Below are 18,158 nucleotides of genomic sequence, written 5' to 3' on the forward strand. Positions count from 1 at the left end.
GGCACCTTAGCCATTATGTGTTATCAAAAAAATGCTCACTCTTACAACTTAACCTTCTGACAGAAGAGTATTACACTTTCAATGTGGTTACCTAGACAAAGAAAAAACCTACTAAGGGAATCTGCCTCAGTAGGGTCATTTTGTTTTACATAAATTCTTCAACAAGTTTATCAAACTTTTCTTTATCCAGTTTTAAATCTGCATGCACAAGTGGTGTTTCACTATAACCGTGTACAAGTTCTTGATAAGAAGGTTTTTCAGTATTTTGATAGATGATTCCTGTTACAAGACTATTATGCTTCATTAATGTTTGCATAGCCATGGATCGGTCTGTTGGATCATATCCTTCAACATTAGCTAGCTTTGTTAGATTTTCTTTGAACCAGTCATATGTGTTGACTTTGTTATACGTTACACACGGGCTAAATACGTTAATTAAAGAGAAACCTTTATGCTTGATTCCAGCTTCAATGATTGCTGTTAGATCTTTAAGGTCTGTTGAAAAACTTTGTGCGACAAATGTAGCTCCAGCAGTTAATGCCATCTCCATTACCGAAAGGGCGGATTCAATTGATCCTTTAGGCGTACTTTTTGTTTTAAAGCCCATCTCACTTCGTGGTGAAGTCTGTCCTTTAGTTAAACCGTATATTTGATTATCCATGACAATATATGTGATATCAATATTACGACGGATTGCGTGAATCGTATGGCTCATTCCAATTGCATATCCGTCACCATCTCCGCCAGAAGCAATGACAGTTAAATCCCGGTTTGCCATTTTTACACCTTGCGCAATTGGTAATGAACGTCCATGTATTCCGTGTAATCCGTATGCATTAATATATCCAGAAATACGTCCAGAACATCCAATCCCTGAAATAACAGCTAACTGTTCAGGCTCAAGTCCAACATTTGCAGCGGCACGTTGGATTGCTGCCTGTACGGAGAAGTCTCCACACCCTGGACACCAGTTAGGTTTTACATTATTACGAAAATCTTTAAACGTTGCCATATTCGAACAACTCCTTACATTTTGTATGAACTTCATGAGGTAGGAATGGATTACCGTCATATTTTAAGAAGCTAGTAATCTTGTCTGCATGTCCTACATTCATCTTCATAATGTTTGCGAGCTGACCAGTAGCATTATGTTCAACGACCAATACCTTTTTAGCTGATTCAACTAAAGGCAACATTTCATCCGTTGGGAATGGATGGATTAAACGAATTTGTGCATGATTCACTTTAATACCATCTTCCTCAAGACGAGTCATTGTTTCTTCAATCACACCGCGAGTTGAGTTAAAACCAACTAACAGAAGGTCCGCCTCATCATGCTTCACATTTTTATGGACAGGTGTCTTGAATTGAATGTTATTAATCTTCTTAAGGCGTTTATCCATTTGGTCTTTACGGTTACTTGCAACCTCAGATGGTTTACCTTGTTCATTATGTTCAACACCAGTAACATGGTGTATTCCATTTTTTACACCTGGAACGACGCGTGGAGATACACCACTTTCTGTCACTTCATAACGCTTAAAGTATTCTTTTTTATCTAACTCTTGTAATTTATCATCATCTAAAATCAGGTTGCCGCGTCGAATCTCAATTTTTGAATAATCTAGCGGTTCAACTGTTTGCTTACCTAGTGAAAGCTGTAAATCTGTTAGGAAAATAACTGGACATTGATATTCTTCCGCAAGGTTAAATGCTTCAATGATGTCATAAAATGCTTCCTGTACAGTACTTGGCGCCATCACAATCTTAGGTATTTCACCATGAGTACCATAGATCATCGCCATTAAGTCAGATTGCTCTTGCTTTGTTGGAAGGCCAGTACTCGGTCCTCCGCGTTGTGTGTCAATAACAACAAGTGGAGTTTCTGTGATACCCGATAAACCGATTGATTCCATCATTAATGATAGTCCTGGTCCAGCAGAAGCAGTAAATGCACGAACACCTGCATAATTGGACCCAATTGCCATCGTACAAGCTGCAATTTCGTCCTCTGTTTGAATAACTGTTCCCCCAAATTCAGGTAATTTGCTAATTAAGTATTCCATGATTTCAGAGGCAGGGGTAATTGGGTATGCAGGCATAAATCTTGCTCCACCTGCTAGAGCACCTAAAGCAATAGCATCATTACCAATCATAAACATGCGCTGCTTTCCATCTGCTTTTTCTAGCTTCATCTTTACGTCTTCGCTAAGTTGGTTATTTAGGAATTCTGCCCCAGCTTTGATTGCTTCCATATTTTTCTCTACAACTTGCTGACCTTTTCGACCAAAGATTTCTTCTACTACATTGAGATAGACATTCAAATCCAGGTCTAATAATGAGCTAGTTGCACCAATCGCAACCATGTTCTTCATGAGGGAAGTCCCAAGTTCCGTAGCAATTTCAGTAAAAGGTACAGCATACAATCGAACTTTAGTATTCTCTGGAATAGTAGGTCCGAATTTTGCATCCGCTAGCACTACTCCACCATCTCTAAGTTCATGAAAATTAAAATCAATTGTTTCCTGGTCAAAAGCTACTAAAATATCAAGATCATCAGAGATAGAACGAACTTGAGTTGTACTTACACGAATTTTGTTATTCGTATGTCCACCTTTAATACGCGATGAAAAGTGGCGATATCCATATAAATAGTAACCTAGACGGTTTAGAGCGACGGAAAAGATTTCCCCAGTACTTTCAATTCCTTCCCCTTGTTGCCCGCCAACTTTCCACGAAAGTTGATTGATCATGATTTACACCCCTTTGGAATACATTCTATATATTATCTTTTGGATATTCAGTGAATAGCACCTACCAACTGAGTTGTACATTTTTCTATAGGAATAAAAATGGACTTTTTTTAACAACAGAGTGGTTAAATTTCCCGAATTTTTGGTGCAATAAGCTGTCCAATTTTATTTGGTTGGATATGTACTAAACGCTTTCAATTCTAGACCTATCAAGGAAAAAAAGCAACCCTTAGCAAAGAAAATAACAGTGAAAAATAATTATTTTTTAACTTTTCAATAAATTATACTTTATGAACCAATTACTTATTTTTTACACAGGTAAATTTTCTATAAAATTGTCATACAAGAATTTTTTTACTTGTTTTTCAGAATAATGTTTTAATAATTTATTAATCAGTGCTTCATATCCTTTGTAATTTTCAAGCCCCATTGTAGTATCTGTAATTCCATCGAAATCAGAGCCAAATCCCACATTATTTTCTCCACCTAATGAACAAATATAGTCGAGATGCTTCACAACATCCTCAATGGATGCATCACCTTGATTTTGTAAAAATTGTGGAACAAATGTGATTCCAATCATACCATTCTTTTTAATTAATGCTTCAATCTGTTCCTTGTTTAAATTTCGACGATGATTACAAATTTCAATTACATTTGAATGTGAAGCAATTGGATAATCAGCTACTTCCATGACATCCCAAAACCCTTTTACTGACAAATGAGAGACATCTGTCCAAATAGATGCGTTGTTGAGTTCTTTTACTACTTCAACACCAAAACTAGATAATCCTCCTCCTCGTGGCTCACCTACCCCATCGGCAACAAAATTGGCATAATTCCATGTTAGTCCCACAGAAGAAACTCCAAGCCTAATTAATGACTGTAGCTTTACGATACTCTGATCAATCGCATCACAGCCCTCTAGGGTTAAGAAAGCCCCAATCTCACCCTCCTTTAAAGATAAGATATCTTCCCTAGTTCTTACTATTTTTAATAAAGGAAATGGGGCAATTACTTTTTGATAAAAAATCTCTACCATTTCCAACGCCACTTCAAAACGACTCTCAGGTTTTACCCCTTCAGGAATATAAATCGCAAAGCATTGTACCTTACTACCAGTTGCTTTTAATTGGTCATAGGTAATATGTAATTTCGATGAATTTCTAAAATCGATCGTAGGATCCATCCACATTTTATATAAAACATCTGAATGGGCATCAAATATTTTCAAGTCGAGATCAACTCCTTCTTTTGTCTATTGTACACAAAAATACCTGTTTGTCTCTTGGTTGACAAACAGGCAATCACCCGTCACTTACCTTACTTTTATATAAGTACATACCATTATCGTGGTTCGACGATTAATTTTATAGCTGTTCTTTCTTCACCATCAATTTGAATATCAGTAAACGCTGGAATACAAATTAGGTCCACTCCACTCGGTGCCACAAACCCTCTAGCTATCGCTACTGCCTTCACTGCCTGATTTAATGCACCTGCACCAATCGCCTGAATTTCTGCAGCTCCTCTTTCACGTAATACCCCCGCAAGTGCCCCAGCTACAGAGTTAGGATTAGATTTTGCTGAAACTTTTAATATTTCCATTTCTACTTTCCTCCTTGTTCTTTACAATGTTTCCCTGAGTGATTGGTAGAACCATACCCACTAACACACCATCAGTAATTTTACGATCATCGCAAATCTACCATGGCATATAAAGTTAACAGGGATTACCGAGTCCTATTGAACAACGAATAATGATCCCATAACTACTATATTCACTAGAAACTACTTGTATTCCTGCTTGTTTCTAATCTTTTTCTAAAAATTCAAAAACTTAATCATTCCATTAAAAAACCAAGATAATTATGGCTTATCTTGGTTAGACTACCTTTTTATTACATTTAATCGAAAAATGGATGATCGTCATTTATAAGGATACGTTGAATCCCTTTTGCCTTACCACTCTTAGAGTCTACATTAATAAGAACTCCATTTAATTGAGTTCTTCCTTTAACGACCTCAAAGCGTACAGGTAATGCGGTTTTAAATTTTTGAATGACAGCCTCTTTATCCATCCCTAATATCCCATCATAAGGTCCTGTCATTCCGACATCAGTGATAAATGCTGTTCCCTGTGGTAAAACACGGTTATCAGCTGTTTGTACATGTGTGTGTGTTCCAACAACAGCAGTAACCCGCCCATCTAAATACCAGCCCATTGCGATTTTTTCACTTGTAGCCTCTGCATGGAAATCAACAAAAATAATAGAAGTTCTTTTTTTCGCTTGTTCAATTAATTCATCGGCCTTTTTAAAAGGATCCTCAATCGCTGGAAGAAATGTCCTTCCCTGCAGATTAATGATGGCCACCTCTTGTCCATTCACTTTGCTAATCATCATTCCTTGACCTGGCGTTCCCTCTGGGAAATTCGCTGGTCTAATCATGTTTTTTGCTGTATCAATAAACTCAAAAATATCTTTATTGTCCCATGTATGATTACCTAAAGTTATTGCTTGAGCACCGTTTTCGAGAAATTGGTTATAGATTTTTTTTGTAATTCCTCGACCTGATGCAGCATTTTCTCCATTCACAATTGTCAATGTGGGATGGAATTTTGCTTTTAGTTTCGGAAGATATTCCTGAATCATCTCTCTTCCTGGTGATCCAACTACATCACCAATAAATAAAATCTTCATGTAAAAGCCCCTTTCATCATTAAGTGAAGCACAAATAGAAAAAAATCTCAATAATCAAAGGGAGATTTCCAATAAAATTCGATCTAAATGTTTCCTATATAGGCAAAAAAATAAGAGCGGTCAAAAGTCCGCTCTTATTTTGCATATTCAACTGCTCTTGTTTCACGAATAACGGTTACCTTGATATGGCCTGGATAATCCAACTCTTCTTCGATTCGTTTACGGATATCACGGGCTAGTCGATGTGCATTTAAATCATCGACTGCATCAGGTTTTACAATTATTCTTACCTCACGTCCCGCTTGAATAGCGAAGGATTTTTCAACCCCATCATAGGACTCTGAAATCTCTTCAAGCTTTTCTAAGCGACGGATATAATTTTCAAGTGTCTCACTTCTTGCACCTGGCCTTGCTGCAGATAAAGCATCAGCAGCAGCTACTAGAACAGCAATAATCGTTGTAGGTTCTGTATCACCATGGTGGGAAGCAATACTATTGATTACTACTGGATGCTCCTTATATTTCATTGCTAGTTCTACTCCAATTTCAACGTGGCTACCTTCCACTTCATGGTCAATAGCTTTACCGATATCATGTAATAGACCAGCACGACGAGCTAAGGTTTCATCTTCACCTAACTCAGCAGCCATTAATCCTGCCAAGATTGATACTTCCATTGAGTGTTTTAAGACATTTTGGCCATAGCTTGTACGATACTTCAAGCGACCTAAAATCTTAATTAAATCTGGATGGAGTCCATGAACACCAACCTCAAAGGTTGTTTGTTCACCCACTTCGCGAATATATTCATCTACCTCACGTCTAGATTTATCAACCATCTCTTCAATACGTGCAGGGTGAATACGTCCGTCTTGAACAAGTTTTTCAAGCGCAATTCTTGCTGTTTCACGTCGAATTGGATCAAATCCAGATAATATGACTGCCTCAGGTGTATCATCAATGATTAGGTCAATACCCGTTAATGTTTCTAGCGTACGGATATTTCTTCCTTCTCGACCAATAATACGTCCTTTCATCTCATCATTTGGCAAGTTCACTACAGATACAGTAGTTTCTGCTACATGATCAGCGGCACATCTTTGAATAGCAAGCGAAAGCACTTCTTTTGCTTTCTTATCTGATTCTTCCTTTGCACGACTTTCTGCTTCTTTCACCATCACGGCTATATCATGGGAAAGCTCATTTTCAATGCGTTCAAGGATGATTTGCTTTGCTTCATCGCGTGTTAAGCTAGCAATACGCTCAAGTTCAGCTTGTTGTTTTTGCACCATCTCTTCCACTTTGCTTTCCATCTCTTCAATATGCTGTTGTCTTTGAGCGAGAGAATCCTCTTTCTTCTCTAATACGGATTCACGTTTATCTAATGTTTCATCCTTACGATCAAGGTTCTCTTCTTTCTGCAATAAACGATTTTCTTGTTTTTGTAGTTCGTTTCTTCGATCTCGGATTTCCTTTTCTGCCTCTGTACGAAGTTTGTGAATTTCATCCTTTGCCTCTAACAGTGCTTCCTTCTTTAATGAATCTGCTTCCCTATTCGCATCTTCAATAATTTGATCGGCAACACTTTTTGCTCCTGCAATTTTAGTTTCGGCAATAGACTTACGAACATAAAAGCCAACAATCGCACCGACGATTAGGCCAAACAAAGCGGAGATGATTATAGAAATGGGATCCATCTTCTTCACCTCCTCTTGCTATGAACTTTTTCTTGCTAGATCAAAATGTCGGCATGTACATAATCAATGCACCTTGGCGTATGTGTACTCAGATTTTTTCGAGTCTTCTCGATTAATCGTATTTCTACACCAACGGCTTAGACTTTATTCAACAGGATTTAAAAAGCCTGCTAAATAAAGTTAGACAATATACAGCACAAAGGCTTTTTAAGCTAATCAGATTCTTAGGTTACGACCGAAAGCAACTTAAATGCTACTCCGGGTCTGAATAGCAAAAGCTCAAACCGAGTTTTGCTTCTAACGTTTTAATACTAACAAAGTATAAAATATACATTTTAATTGTAAATGTGTGAATTTTTATTGTCAAGACCTGTCAGAAATAGTGTTGCATGAAAATGGAAATTTCGGGTAGAAAAATTGTGGATTTACGCTTTTCTTATTGGAAAATTTTTATCTGTAGAAGTGATAAAACTGTAGAGAGGGGAAAAGGAAGAAGAGACACGAGTAATGTGTCTCCTTCTTTATAAATTTTATAAGTCAAATTCTTCTTGTTCTTCATCTTCAGGAGCAGTTTTCACACCATCAAGGCCATAATGATCTCTAATCTGCTGAAGAATTTCGCTACGCACATCAGGATTTTCTTTTAAAAATTGTTTTGCATTCTCACGACCCTGACCAACTCGCTCATCATTATAAGAATACCAAGAACCACTCTTTTGGACGATATCGAGATCAGATCCGATATCAATTATTTCGCCTTCAATTGAGATACCTTCTCCGTACATAATATCTACTTCTGCCGTTCTAAATGGAGGCGCTACTTTATTTTTGACAACCTTGACTTTTGTTCTATTCCCTACAATTTCATTACCTTGCTTTAATTGTTCTGAACGACGAACCTCTAGTCTTACAGAAGAATAGAATTTAAGCGCACGTCCGCCTGGAGTTGTTTCTGGGTTTCCGAACATAACGCCAATTTTTTCACGGACTTGGTTAATGAAAATTGCAATTGTATTTGATTTATTAATTGCACCAGATAGCTTACGTAGTGCTTGTGACATGAGACGAGCTTGTAGCCCCATATGGGAGTCTCCCATTTCACCTTCGATTTCCGCTTTTGGAACAAGTGCTGCAACAGAGTCAACTACTAAAATATCAACAGCACCACTTCGTACTAATGCTTCAGCAATTTCTAGTGCTTGTTCACCAGTATCAGGCTGAGATAATAATAGTTCATCGATATTTACACCTAACTTTTGTGCATAAACTGGATCCAATGCATGTTCTGCGTCAATAAACGCAGCTTGTCCACCTGTTTTTTGTACTTCAGCGATCGCATGAAGTGCTACAGTTGTTTTACCAGAACTTTCTGGCCCGTATATCTCAATTATCCGTCCTCTTGGATATCCTCCAACACCTAATGCTACGTCTACTGCAAGTGAACCACTAGATACAGTGGATATTATACGATCGGTTTGTTCTCCGAGCTTCATGATTGAGCCCTTACCAAATTGTTTCTCTATCTGCTTCAATGCCATTTCTAAGGCCGCTTGACGATCACTCACTATTTTTCCTCCTTTATTCGTGAAACACTATTATTACTATACAATGTTTTATTCGATTTGCCAAGCAAAAAGTCGAACATTCATTCGATTATTTTCATTAATAGTTTTTTCCCATAAATCCAATTTTAATGGTAGATAATTATATTTTCTTAGAAAGTAAGACTACCAAATTGGAAGATTATACATTAAAAAAATTTAAACATAAGAACTATTACGCTATCACCTTCAAGGTGATCCTGCTGCTCTTACAGCTCCCTTGTCCTGTGAAAGTCCAACAATTCATAACAACAATCTTTTGATTTCAGCGGAATGTGGCGACTCCTCGAAAATGTATTCACATTTTCTTCGTGCGTAGGTTGATTCAAGGAAGCTTTTTAAAGTCCTGCTCAGACAAGCGTGAGACCTGAGACCCCCCAGGAGCGTTTAGCGACTTGTTCAGTTGCACCAGCTAGAAACTCGAGTAATTTCAACTCCTCCTTTAGAGGCAAAATACGCCTCTTTGACCGAGTCTCCGACGCACAGGACGTGCTTGGTGCCGACTAGACTGAGGACGTTGCGATTTTATTCGGCCAATTTTCTCGTTTTGACTGCAAGCCTCCTCCACATTTCGTTGAGGAGGCTCAAGCCACGCCCGCTCAGGAGCGTCGACCTGCAGCGGAAATCAATTATGTCAATAATCGAAAACAGCCTGGAAAAAAGCCAATTAATAACCACATGATTGCATTTTATTTCCTATAAAAAAATAGCGTAAGCATTTGGAGCTTACACCATTCCTTATTTAAGACTATATTAGAGACAATGCGAGTAACTACTTATTAGAATGTTCTTCATCCCAAACTTTATCAAGTACTTGACTAAACGCTTCAACTGGCTGTGCACCAGAGACAGCATACTTATTATCAAATACGAAGAAAGGAACACCTTGTACACCAACTGAACGTGCTTCAGAGATATCATTTGTTACTTTATCCATATTGTCCTTACTGTTAATAACCTGCCTTACCTCAGTGCCGTCAAGTCCAACCTCTTCCGCCAATCGAACAATCGATTCTATATCACTAATCATTTCACCTTCTTGAAAGTGAGCTTTATAGAAACGACTGAAAAATTCATTTCCTTTTCCTTGCTCTTTTGCATATTGAAAAACAAGATGTGCATCAGACGTACTCGTGAGTTTTGCTATATCATAGTTGATTTTAACTCCAGAGTTCTCAGCCATGTCAGTCACTTGTTTAAGCATTGCTTGCGCTTGCTCAACTGGCATACCTTTCATGCTAGAAAATGTTTCAGCATAGCTATGCCCTGGAACATATTTCGCATCTGGCATTAATAAGAAGCTTTTATACTCGATTTCCACCTCATTAGCATGGGTGAAATTCTCTAATGCTTTATTAAGATGTGCTTCTCCAATGAAACAGAAGGGACATACAAAATCGGACCATATTGTTATTTTCATTCTTTTCCCTCTTCCTTTTTTACTGGACCACAAATTCCAGTATTAATGTCGCAAATAAATCCTGAGGAACTGTCAAATTCCAAGCTTTTGAATTTCTTGATACTTTTTTGTTCGTTCAGAGTTCCTTGACTACCTTTACCTTCTGTTGAAAATTCAACAGGTTTAGTTTGCTTGTCATTTAACACAGGTATTCCTCCTTTTATTACCGCTATGATTAGTTTATATGAATTTCCCCTTGATTTCTAATAATTTAACTGAAGAAAGGTATGTAAAAATTTAGACAAAGACAAGACGTTTATATTTAGCCATACTTACATACATTTGAAAAAAAGACGACCTAAAAGATCGTCTTGTAAAATTAATTAGCTATTCTGTTCATTTAATAATTGTAGTAAGTAATAAAAACCGTATTTGACTGTTCTATTTCGAATACCTTGACGGGAACCAGCCAATTGTAAAGAATAAACTTTAGTTGGCTGATCTAAATATGAAATCCCAATATAGACAGTACCTACTGGTTTTCCTTCCGATTCACTAGGCCCTGCAACTCCTGTAAAGCTAATTCCAATATCAGACTGTAAGAGCTTCTTGACATTCTCAGCAAGTTGCTCAGCTGCTTTACAACTAACAGCTCCATCTGTTGCAAGTGTTTCTTTCTTAACTTGAAGGACATGTTCCTTCACTTCATTTGTGTAACAAACTATTCCGCCCTTCACGACGGCAGAAGAACCCGCTAGATTGGTAAGATCCTCAGTAAACAACCCACCTGTTAAGCTTTCAGCACTAGCAATCGTTAACTTTGTACTCTTGAGTTTGTTCATAACCTCACTAACTAACGAAGTCGAATCATACCCGTATAAGAAAGGGCCAACTCTTTTTAATATCTCAGCCTCTGTTTCATCTAATAGTTGATTAGCAGCCTCTAGTGAACTATGTTTTGCCGTCAAGCGAATGGTAACCTCTCCATCACCTGCTAAAGGTGCGATTGTTGGATTTGTTTGATTATCAATTAAATCCTCAAGCTCTGTTTCAAGCTGTGATTCCCCAATGCCAAAAAAACGGAGTACTCTTGATTCAATGCGTTCCACAACACCAAGTGATTCTAATAAAAAAGGTGCTCCATAGGATAAAAACATTGGATTTAACTCTTTTGGTGGACCAGGAAAAAGCATATATGTAATCTTATTAACCTCTAATGCCATTCCTGGTGCCATCCCATGATCATTTGGTAAAATAGTTGATCCATCAATTACGAGTGCTTGCTTTTTATTGTTTTCGGTCATATGACGATTTGTTCTCTTAAAATAATCTTCAATACTATGTAATGCATCCTCATCAAACACGAGTTGCTTATCCAACATCTTGGCGATTGTCTCTTTTGTCAAGTCATCCTTAGTTGGTCCCAAGCCACCTGTGAAAATGATTAAATCTGAACGAGATTGTGAGATTTTAATGACATCTGCTAATCGAGCTGGATTGTCACCTACAACCGTATGGTAATAGACATTGATTCCAATCTCAGCAAGTTGTTTGGATAGAAATTGTGCATTTGTATTAGCGATTTGACCCAGTAGGAGCTCAGAGCCTACTGCAATTATTTCAGCATTCATTCGATTAGATCACCATCCTATTTTGAGTTTGCAAACACACCTTTGTTTTTTGCAAAATAATCCCAACCAGAAATAACAGTAAAAATGACAGCAACCCAAAGTGCAATCATATCAAACGGGATTGAAAGAAATTCAAATGGCCAATTATGTAATAATAGAACCGAAACAGCAACTACCTGAGCCCACATTTTAATTTTCCCAAGCATTTTCGCTGCTGAAACCTCGCCACCTTCAGCCAGTAACAGTCGTAAGCCCGTAACGGCAAATTCCCTACTTATGATAATGACAACCATCCATGCAGGTGCAAGTCCAAACTGAACTAAGCTGACCAATGCCGCTGATACAAGTAACTTATCAGCGAGAGGGTCTAAAAACTTTCCAAGATTTGTTACTAAGTTATACTTTCTTGCCAAATGTCCATCAATCCAATCTGTACTAGAAGCTACGATAAATATAATCGCACCCACTAAATGGGCAACAGGGATAGACATTGAACCAACCTCAACATTTCCCCATCCAAATGGAACAAACATGACAATTAAAAAAAGTGGGATTAAACAAATTCTTGCTACAGTAATCTTATTTGGTAAATTCACATTCATACCTCCAGGTAATACTAAAATATCTATAATAGTGATAATACCACTTATACGAAACAAAAAGCCATCACTATGATGACTTTTTTGTTATTCCCCTGTTACAGGAGTAAATTTCACCTTAATAATCTGTTGAACAACTTCTCCAGTGTTAAATGGATATTGGAATGGTTCACCATTAATTTCGATTGCAAGATCTGAGGATCTTCCAATATTAAAATTAATTTCTGATTGGTTAGACAAATCTACTTCCTCTGTTTGACCATCCGCAATGTTTTTCCAGACAAATCTTTCATTTTGTTTATTGGTGACAGCAACCCACGCTTGCCCACCTTCTTTAGCTGTAAGTTTGACCTTAAACGAATCGGTATTTTTTAACTCATAGGTTGCAGTACTTTTACCCCTTTCAAGTTCAACTAGTTCTTGAGTAGGAGGCTCATCAACTGATTCCTCATCATCTGAAGGAGCATTATCTGTTTCACCAGCTACTTTCTCTTCTTCATCTGACTTTTCTTTTTCTTCAGCAGATGTAGGTGGTGGCTCATCTGATTCATCGTATTCTGTTGCTGGATTTTCAATTTGGGTATCTGGTTCTTGGGCTACATCCTTTTTCGATACAAACCAGTAAATTGTCATTGCACCGCCAATAAGAAAAAGGGCCAAGATGATCATCGGTACCTTATCTATCATTTTCGAACTTGCTGATGAAATCTGTCTTCTTGATTGTACTCTAGAAATCTGCTCAGGAATTTCATCATTTTGCGTTCCGGGAATTTCCGACTTGAATTCTTCAAATAATTCCTCAGGATTTATCCCTACAGCTTCCGCATATTGTTTAATGAATGCACGAACATAGAACTTACCAGGCATCACACTATAGTTTCCTTCTTCAATCCCTACCAAATACCTTTTTTGGATTTTTGTCATGTGCTGTAAATCATCCAAACTTAAACCTTTTTGTTCTCTCGCTTCTTTAAGTCGGGATCCTAACTCTGTCATTTTATTCACCTACCAATTCTCAAGATATCTATTGGTGTATTTGCGTTCATAATACTAGCATTTTTATCCTTTTCAGTAAAGATTTTTACTTATTAAAAATCAAAACCTGAAAAATTAGATTGTGAAAAATGTCCATCTTCAAAATCATATGTAATTTCCTCATCAGGTTCTTTGCGAAGTTCGATGATATAATCGAAATCCTTCAATGTATACTCTGTGTGACGAACAAACATATCGGGATGTTCTACTAATTTGACTGCTGGCAGCCTCATTATTTCTCTCACTAGCTGTAAATGTCTTTCCGTTGCACGCTTTGTTGAAACAATTCCATCTATAATGAAAAGATTATCTACATTATACTCATCTTGAATAAGTTCATTTCTCATGGTTTGTTTTAGTAAAGTAGATGAAACAAACAACCACTTTTTATGTGCACAAACACTTGCCGCAACAACTGATTCAGTTTTACCAACCCTTGGCATACCACGAATCCCAATTAGCTTGTGACCTTCTTGTTTAAAGAGTTCAGCCATAAAATCAACAAGCAACCCTAATTCATCCCGAGTAAAGCGAAAGGTTTTTTTATCATCACCATCACGTTGTATATATCTTCCATGCCTTACAGCAAGCTTGTCACGAAGCTTAGGCTCCCTTAGTTTCGTAACGTTTATCGTATCCATCGTATGCAAAATTGATTCCAGTCTTTCAATTTGCTCATTCGAATCACTTAATAAAAGCATACCCCTTCTACGATCGTCTACACCATTTATTGTCACAATATTTATTGAAAGCATCCCTAATAGAGAAGATATATCACCTAGAAGTCCCGGACGGTTTTTTGCTATTTCATATTCTAAATACCATTCTTTTTTCTCCAATTTTCCCAGCCCCTCATCACCAATAGGTTGTGGTTATAGTCTCTAAAATATAAAAGATTGCATCATTTTCATTATAAACGAATCATTTCATATTTTATAGAGGAGGAAAAAAATTGATCGAATTTTTACCTAAAAAAAAGAGAGGAAAATCCTCTCTACTTCGCATTGATACATCTTAGCTTTGGACAAGCTTGACCATAACATTTGCAATCGCTTGCTGCTCTTCTTCAGATGCAACGTTCCAAAGATCTCGTAACACTTTTTCTTGAGCATTTTTCGGCTCAACCTCACTCGCTAGGTAGTCACCTAATTGATGAGCCATATCATTGATAACGTTTTGATCCATTCCTTGTGATTTTGCATGCTGCAAACGATCACCTAAAAAATCTTTCCACTCTTCAAAGTTGTCTAGTACTGACATAAGTGACCCTCCTTATTAGGTTAGTACATTGTTAGTTTGTCGAATGTATAATAAATTATTCGTAATAATTAACGGTTCAAAAAATCTAACAATGCCACCCGCCATTTACAGACAATACTTGTCCTGTAATATAAGAGGCTTTATTTGAAAGTAAAAATGAAACAGCACCCGCTACCTCTTTTGGGTTCCCTATTCGCCCCATTGGGATATCATGACTAATGCTTTCTAAATCATCAGCAGAAAACTCTTGAAGCATATTCGTATGAATTGCCCCTGGAGCAACAGCATTTACACGTATACCGCTTATTGCGACCTCCTTTGCTAATGCTTTAACAAACGAAATTTGACCACCCTTCACCATCGAATAAAGTACTTCACATGATGCACCAGTGATTCCCCAAATCGATGAAACAACGATGATATTCCCGCTTTTTTTCGTAATCATGGTAGGAAGTAAAGCTTTTGTTAAAAGATAGGGAGAAGTGACATGTAACTGCACCATCTTATCAACTGTTTCTTGGCTAAAATCAGTCATAAGTCCAAATAAACTTTTACCCGAATTATGAATAATTGCATCAATCGGGTGCTGAATTTGGTTGACTGCCTGTTCAACTCCATTTGGTTGACTAAAATCAGCCTTAACCAGGTATGTTTCTACACCCTCTTTTGCTAAGTCATCTGATAAGTTTCTTACTGCTTTTTCGTTCTCATTGAAATGGAGATAGAGTGAAAAACCTAAAGCTGCAATTTCTCTTGCAATCGCGCTGCCAATCCCTCCACTAGCTCCTGTTATTAATGCATATTTTTTCATCCTGATTTCCCCTTAAAAAAGCATCCTTATTTTATAAAGGATGCTTAAGACTTACTTATTTTTTAGGTACCACTTGACACTCTGTCATTCGAATTTCATCGAAAAACTCATTCACAGTATTCGTAATATCATCAACTGTTAAACTTTCCATCATTGGTACTACATCAAATAAATTCATATCATTAAAGGCATACCGTGTAAACTGATTTGCAATATAATCTGGTGAGTTTAATGACCTGAGGAAGGCTCCAATTTTTTTCTTCTTTACTCGCTCTAGCTCCTCGGAGGTGATCCCTGCACCCTTGCTTGAAAGCATAATATTTCTTACCTTTTTTGACAATACATCAGGATTTGGGGTATCACCACCAACAACTGCAAAACCAAATCCATGTTCCTCGGTATAATCGTAAGAAAAGGTATCGTCAATTAAGCCTTCTTCATACAATTCTTGATAATGCTTTGAGCTCTTTCCAAAAAGCCAATCAAGAATAATTGTAATGGATAATTCGCGTTTTAATAATGCATTACCACTAAGTGACGGATTCAACGCCTTAACGCCTACCATACATTTAGAGGATTGAACATTCATCTCAAGCACTTTCTTTTTTACATTTACTTCAACTGGTTCTTCCTCAAAATGGCGTTTAATTTCGGGCTGATCTTTATAATCCTTCTTTGCTTGATTTGATCGAATTTGTTCCATTATTTTTTCTGGCTCAATCGGACCTACAACAAATAACACCATATTACTTGGGTGGTAGAAGGTTTCATAGCATTCATACAGCATATCCTTCGTTATTTTTGAAATTGAATCAATTGTACCTGCGATATCAATCCTAACTGGATGATTTTTATACATATTCTCAATTACACCAAAATATAGTCTCCAATCAGGATTGTCGTCATACATCGTGATTTCTTGACCAATGATACCTTTTTCTTTTTCAACTGTTTTCTCGGTGAAATATGGACTTTGAACAAAGTCAATTAAAGTTTCAAGATTCAGTTCCACATTAGAAGTACTTGAAAACAAATACGCAGTTCTTGTAAATGCAGTGAAGGCATTGGCCGATGCACCTTGTTTACTAAAATCCTGAAACACATCTCCATCTTCTTTTTCAAATAACTTGTGCTCTAAAAAATGGGCTATTCCATCGGGTACATGGACATATTCATTCTTCCCTAGTGGTATAAACTGATTATCGACTGAACCATAATTAGTTGTAAAAGTTGCATACGTTTTATTAAAACCTTTTTTGGGGAGGATGTATACGTTTAGGCCATTTTGTAGCTTTTCGTGAAAAAGGTCTTCTTGAAGTTGATCAAATGAGATTTTCTCCATTACTTACCGCCCTCCAATCCAGTAAGGAAGTAGATGGTATCAAGTTCAATTTTCTTTGCAACTTTGACAACTTCTTCCTTAGTAACTGACTCTATTCCAGCAATCCAATCTTCGAGTTTTCTTACATTTGAAGAAATAACATTGTGATATAAAACCTCTGCCATTCCTCTTGATGTATCGATGGTTTCTAATAGTTGGTTTATGATGACTGCTTTAGTTTGAGCTAATACGTCCTCTGAAAAATCGCCAACAACCATTGCTTTCATTTGTTCCTTTATAATGGTGACTGCACGATCAAAATTAGCAAATTCGATTCCAGACATCACCATTAGTAGACCCTTATGACTTTCAACCCTTGAAGCTGCATAGTAGGCTAAGCTTTCTTTTTCACGTACATTAATAAATAGCTTTGAATGCGAGAAGCCACCAAAAATTCCATTAAAAACTTGAAGTGCATCATAATCTGGGTCACTATATGTCGTATTAGTTCTAAAACCAATATTAAGTTTTCCTTGTTTTACATCTTGCTTTTCAATAACCTCTTTCACTTCAACAAATTGGTTTGTTTTTGTTTCTTGTTGAGGACGCTTACTTCTATCTGTGAATACAAATGCAGAAGAAACTGCATCTTTTACCTTTTCTGGCTCAATATTCCCGATTACATATAAATCTATCTCATCTTCTGCTAATGCTTTTTGATAATAACTGTAAAGTGATTCGGCTGAAATCTGATCAAGGTCTTCAATTCGTCCATTGACATGGAGATGATATGGTTCATCTTTACACATTTCTTCTATTAGTCGTAAATTTGAATACCTCATTTTATCATCATAGACCGCCTGTATTCGTTGTTTAAGGCTACGTTTTTCTCTTTCTACGACCTCATTTTTAAAACCACCGTCTACAGTGACAGGTGAAAGAACGATTTCTTGTAATAAAGAAATTGCTTTGTCAAGTAAAGGTGTTTGGTCTTTTAAAAACAATTCGTTCGCGATTTCAATAAAAAATGTAATAATGTGGTGCTCCCCTTTTTTAGCGAGGTCGACATAAAGGACTGCACCGTATAATTCATCTAAATAGGAGCGTAAACTTGTTGTAGAAGGATAGCTTGGTGTTTCACTTTGCAAAACATAGGGCAGTAATGCTCTCTGTGTTACATACTCCTCCTCAAGCGGAGCTTTCATTCTAAGGACAAGCGTATTCGTTTTAAATTTATCTGTATTAATCGTATGAAGAGTAAAGCCATTTAACTTATGTTCAGTTTCATCCAATAAATTCATCTAAGCATTGCCTCCTTTATGGTCATTGCAATTCCTATATAGCTATTT

At 37.0% G+C, this 18,158-nt stretch carries 17 protein-coding genes; all 17 read right to left on the bottom strand.

All coding sequences use genetic code 11. The features are described from left to right. Positions 1 to 145: 145 nt before the first annotated feature. The 17 genes from ACWPVE_RS21000 to yfmF all read right to left on the bottom strand — a co-directional run bounded on the left by ACWPVE_RS21000 (position 146) and on the right by yfmF (position 18,110). On the bottom strand, positions 146 to 1,012 hold the full coding sequence (locus ACWPVE_RS21000) for a 2-oxoacid:ferredoxin oxidoreductase subunit beta (RefSeq protein WP_453996798.1): 867 nt from the start codon (positions 1,010 to 1,012) through the stop codon (positions 146 to 148). Further along, positions 999 to 2,753 carry a 2-oxoacid:acceptor oxidoreductase subunit alpha gene (locus tag ACWPVE_RS21005; protein ID WP_453996800.1) on the bottom strand — a complete coding sequence of 585 codons (1,755 nt, stop codon included), beginning with the start codon at positions 2,751 to 2,753 and terminating at the stop codon, positions 999 to 1,001. The genes ACWPVE_RS21000 and ACWPVE_RS21005 overlap by 14 nt, the downstream gene beginning before the upstream one ends. 310 nt (positions 2,754 to 3,063) lie before the next feature. Continuing rightward, positions 3,064 to 3,987, bottom strand: coding sequence for a dipeptidase (locus tag ACWPVE_RS21010; protein WP_453996802.1), 924 nt, complete (start codon positions 3,985 to 3,987; stop codon positions 3,064 to 3,066). A gap of 113 nt (positions 3,988 to 4,100) precedes the next feature. Next, on the bottom strand, positions 4,101 to 4,361 hold the full coding sequence (spoVS, locus tag ACWPVE_RS21015) for a stage V sporulation protein SpoVS (RefSeq protein ID WP_003181955.1): 261 nt from the start codon (positions 4,359 to 4,361) through the stop codon (positions 4,101 to 4,103). Positions 4,362 to 4,660: 299 nt separating this feature from the next. Then, positions 4,661 to 5,455 (bottom strand): TIGR00282 family metallophosphoesterase, encoded by a 795-nt coding sequence (locus ACWPVE_RS21020; protein ID WP_453996804.1) that lies wholly within the window; start codon positions 5,453 to 5,455, stop codon positions 4,661 to 4,663. 134 nt (positions 5,456 to 5,589) lie between these two features. After that, positions 5,590 to 7,152, bottom strand: a complete 1,563-nt coding sequence (gene rny, locus ACWPVE_RS21025) for a ribonuclease Y (protein ID WP_453996806.1) — start codon at positions 7,150 to 7,152, stop codon at positions 5,590 to 5,592. 530 nt (positions 7,153 to 7,682) lie between these two features. Next, positions 7,683 to 8,717, bottom strand: a complete 1,035-nt coding sequence (recA, locus tag ACWPVE_RS21030; protein WP_453996808.1) for a recombinase RecA — start codon at positions 8,715 to 8,717, stop codon at positions 7,683 to 7,685. Between the two features lie 808 nt (positions 8,718 to 9,525). Further along, positions 9,526 to 10,173: a DsbA family oxidoreductase gene (locus ACWPVE_RS21035; RefSeq protein ID WP_453996810.1), complete on the bottom strand. Its 648-nt coding sequence runs from the start codon at positions 10,171 to 10,173 to the stop codon at positions 9,526 to 9,528. Next, a complete protein-coding gene (locus ACWPVE_RS21040) occupies positions 10,170 to 10,358 on the bottom strand; it encodes a hypothetical protein (RefSeq protein WP_453996812.1) in 189 nt (62 codons plus the stop codon). Before ACWPVE_RS21040 ends, ACWPVE_RS21035 begins: the two co-directional genes overlap by 4 nt. A gap of 177 nt (positions 10,359 to 10,535) precedes the next feature. Next, positions 10,536 to 11,783, bottom strand: a complete 1,248-nt coding sequence (locus ACWPVE_RS21045) for a competence/damage-inducible protein A (protein ID WP_453996814.1) — start codon at positions 11,781 to 11,783, stop codon at positions 10,536 to 10,538. 17 nt (positions 11,784 to 11,800) lie between these two features. After that, positions 11,801 to 12,379 (bottom strand): CDP-diacylglycerol--glycerol-3-phosphate 3-phosphatidyltransferase, encoded by a 579-nt coding sequence (gene pgsA, locus ACWPVE_RS21050; protein WP_453996816.1) that lies wholly within the window; start codon positions 12,377 to 12,379, stop codon positions 11,801 to 11,803. 90 nt (positions 12,380 to 12,469) lie between these two features. After that, positions 12,470 to 13,378, bottom strand: coding sequence for a helix-turn-helix domain-containing protein (locus tag ACWPVE_RS21055; protein ID WP_453996818.1), 909 nt, complete (start codon positions 13,376 to 13,378; stop codon positions 12,470 to 12,472). A 92-nt stretch (positions 13,379 to 13,470) separates the two neighbouring features. Further along, positions 13,471 to 14,256: a YmfK family protein gene (locus ACWPVE_RS21060; RefSeq protein WP_453996820.1), complete on the bottom strand. Its 786-nt coding sequence runs from the start codon at positions 14,254 to 14,256 to the stop codon at positions 13,471 to 13,473. Between the two features lie 175 nt (positions 14,257 to 14,431). Beyond that, positions 14,432 to 14,677: a DUF3243 family protein gene (locus tag ACWPVE_RS21065; protein WP_453996822.1), complete on the bottom strand. Its 246-nt coding sequence runs from the start codon at positions 14,675 to 14,677 to the stop codon at positions 14,432 to 14,434. A gap of 85 nt (positions 14,678 to 14,762) precedes the next feature. Beyond that, positions 14,763 to 15,488: an elongation factor P 5-aminopentanone reductase gene (gene ymfI, locus ACWPVE_RS21070; RefSeq protein WP_453996824.1), complete on the bottom strand. Its 726-nt coding sequence runs from the start codon at positions 15,486 to 15,488 to the stop codon at positions 14,763 to 14,765. A gap of 55 nt (positions 15,489 to 15,543) precedes the next feature. Further along, positions 15,544 to 16,830 carry an EF-P 5-aminopentanol modification-associated protein YfmH gene (yfmH, locus tag ACWPVE_RS21075; protein WP_453996826.1) on the bottom strand — a complete coding sequence of 429 codons (1,287 nt, stop codon included), beginning with the start codon at positions 16,828 to 16,830 and terminating at the stop codon, positions 15,544 to 15,546. Next, complete coding sequence (yfmF, locus tag ACWPVE_RS21080; protein WP_453996828.1) at positions 16,830 to 18,110, bottom strand: EF-P 5-aminopentanol modification-associated protein YfmF; 1,281 nt, start codon at positions 18,108 to 18,110, stop codon at positions 16,830 to 16,832. The genes yfmH and yfmF overlap by 1 nt, the downstream gene beginning before the upstream one ends. Between the last annotated feature and the right edge of the window lie 48 nt (positions 18,111 to 18,158).

The organism is Bacillus nitroreducens (assembly GCF_964021195.1).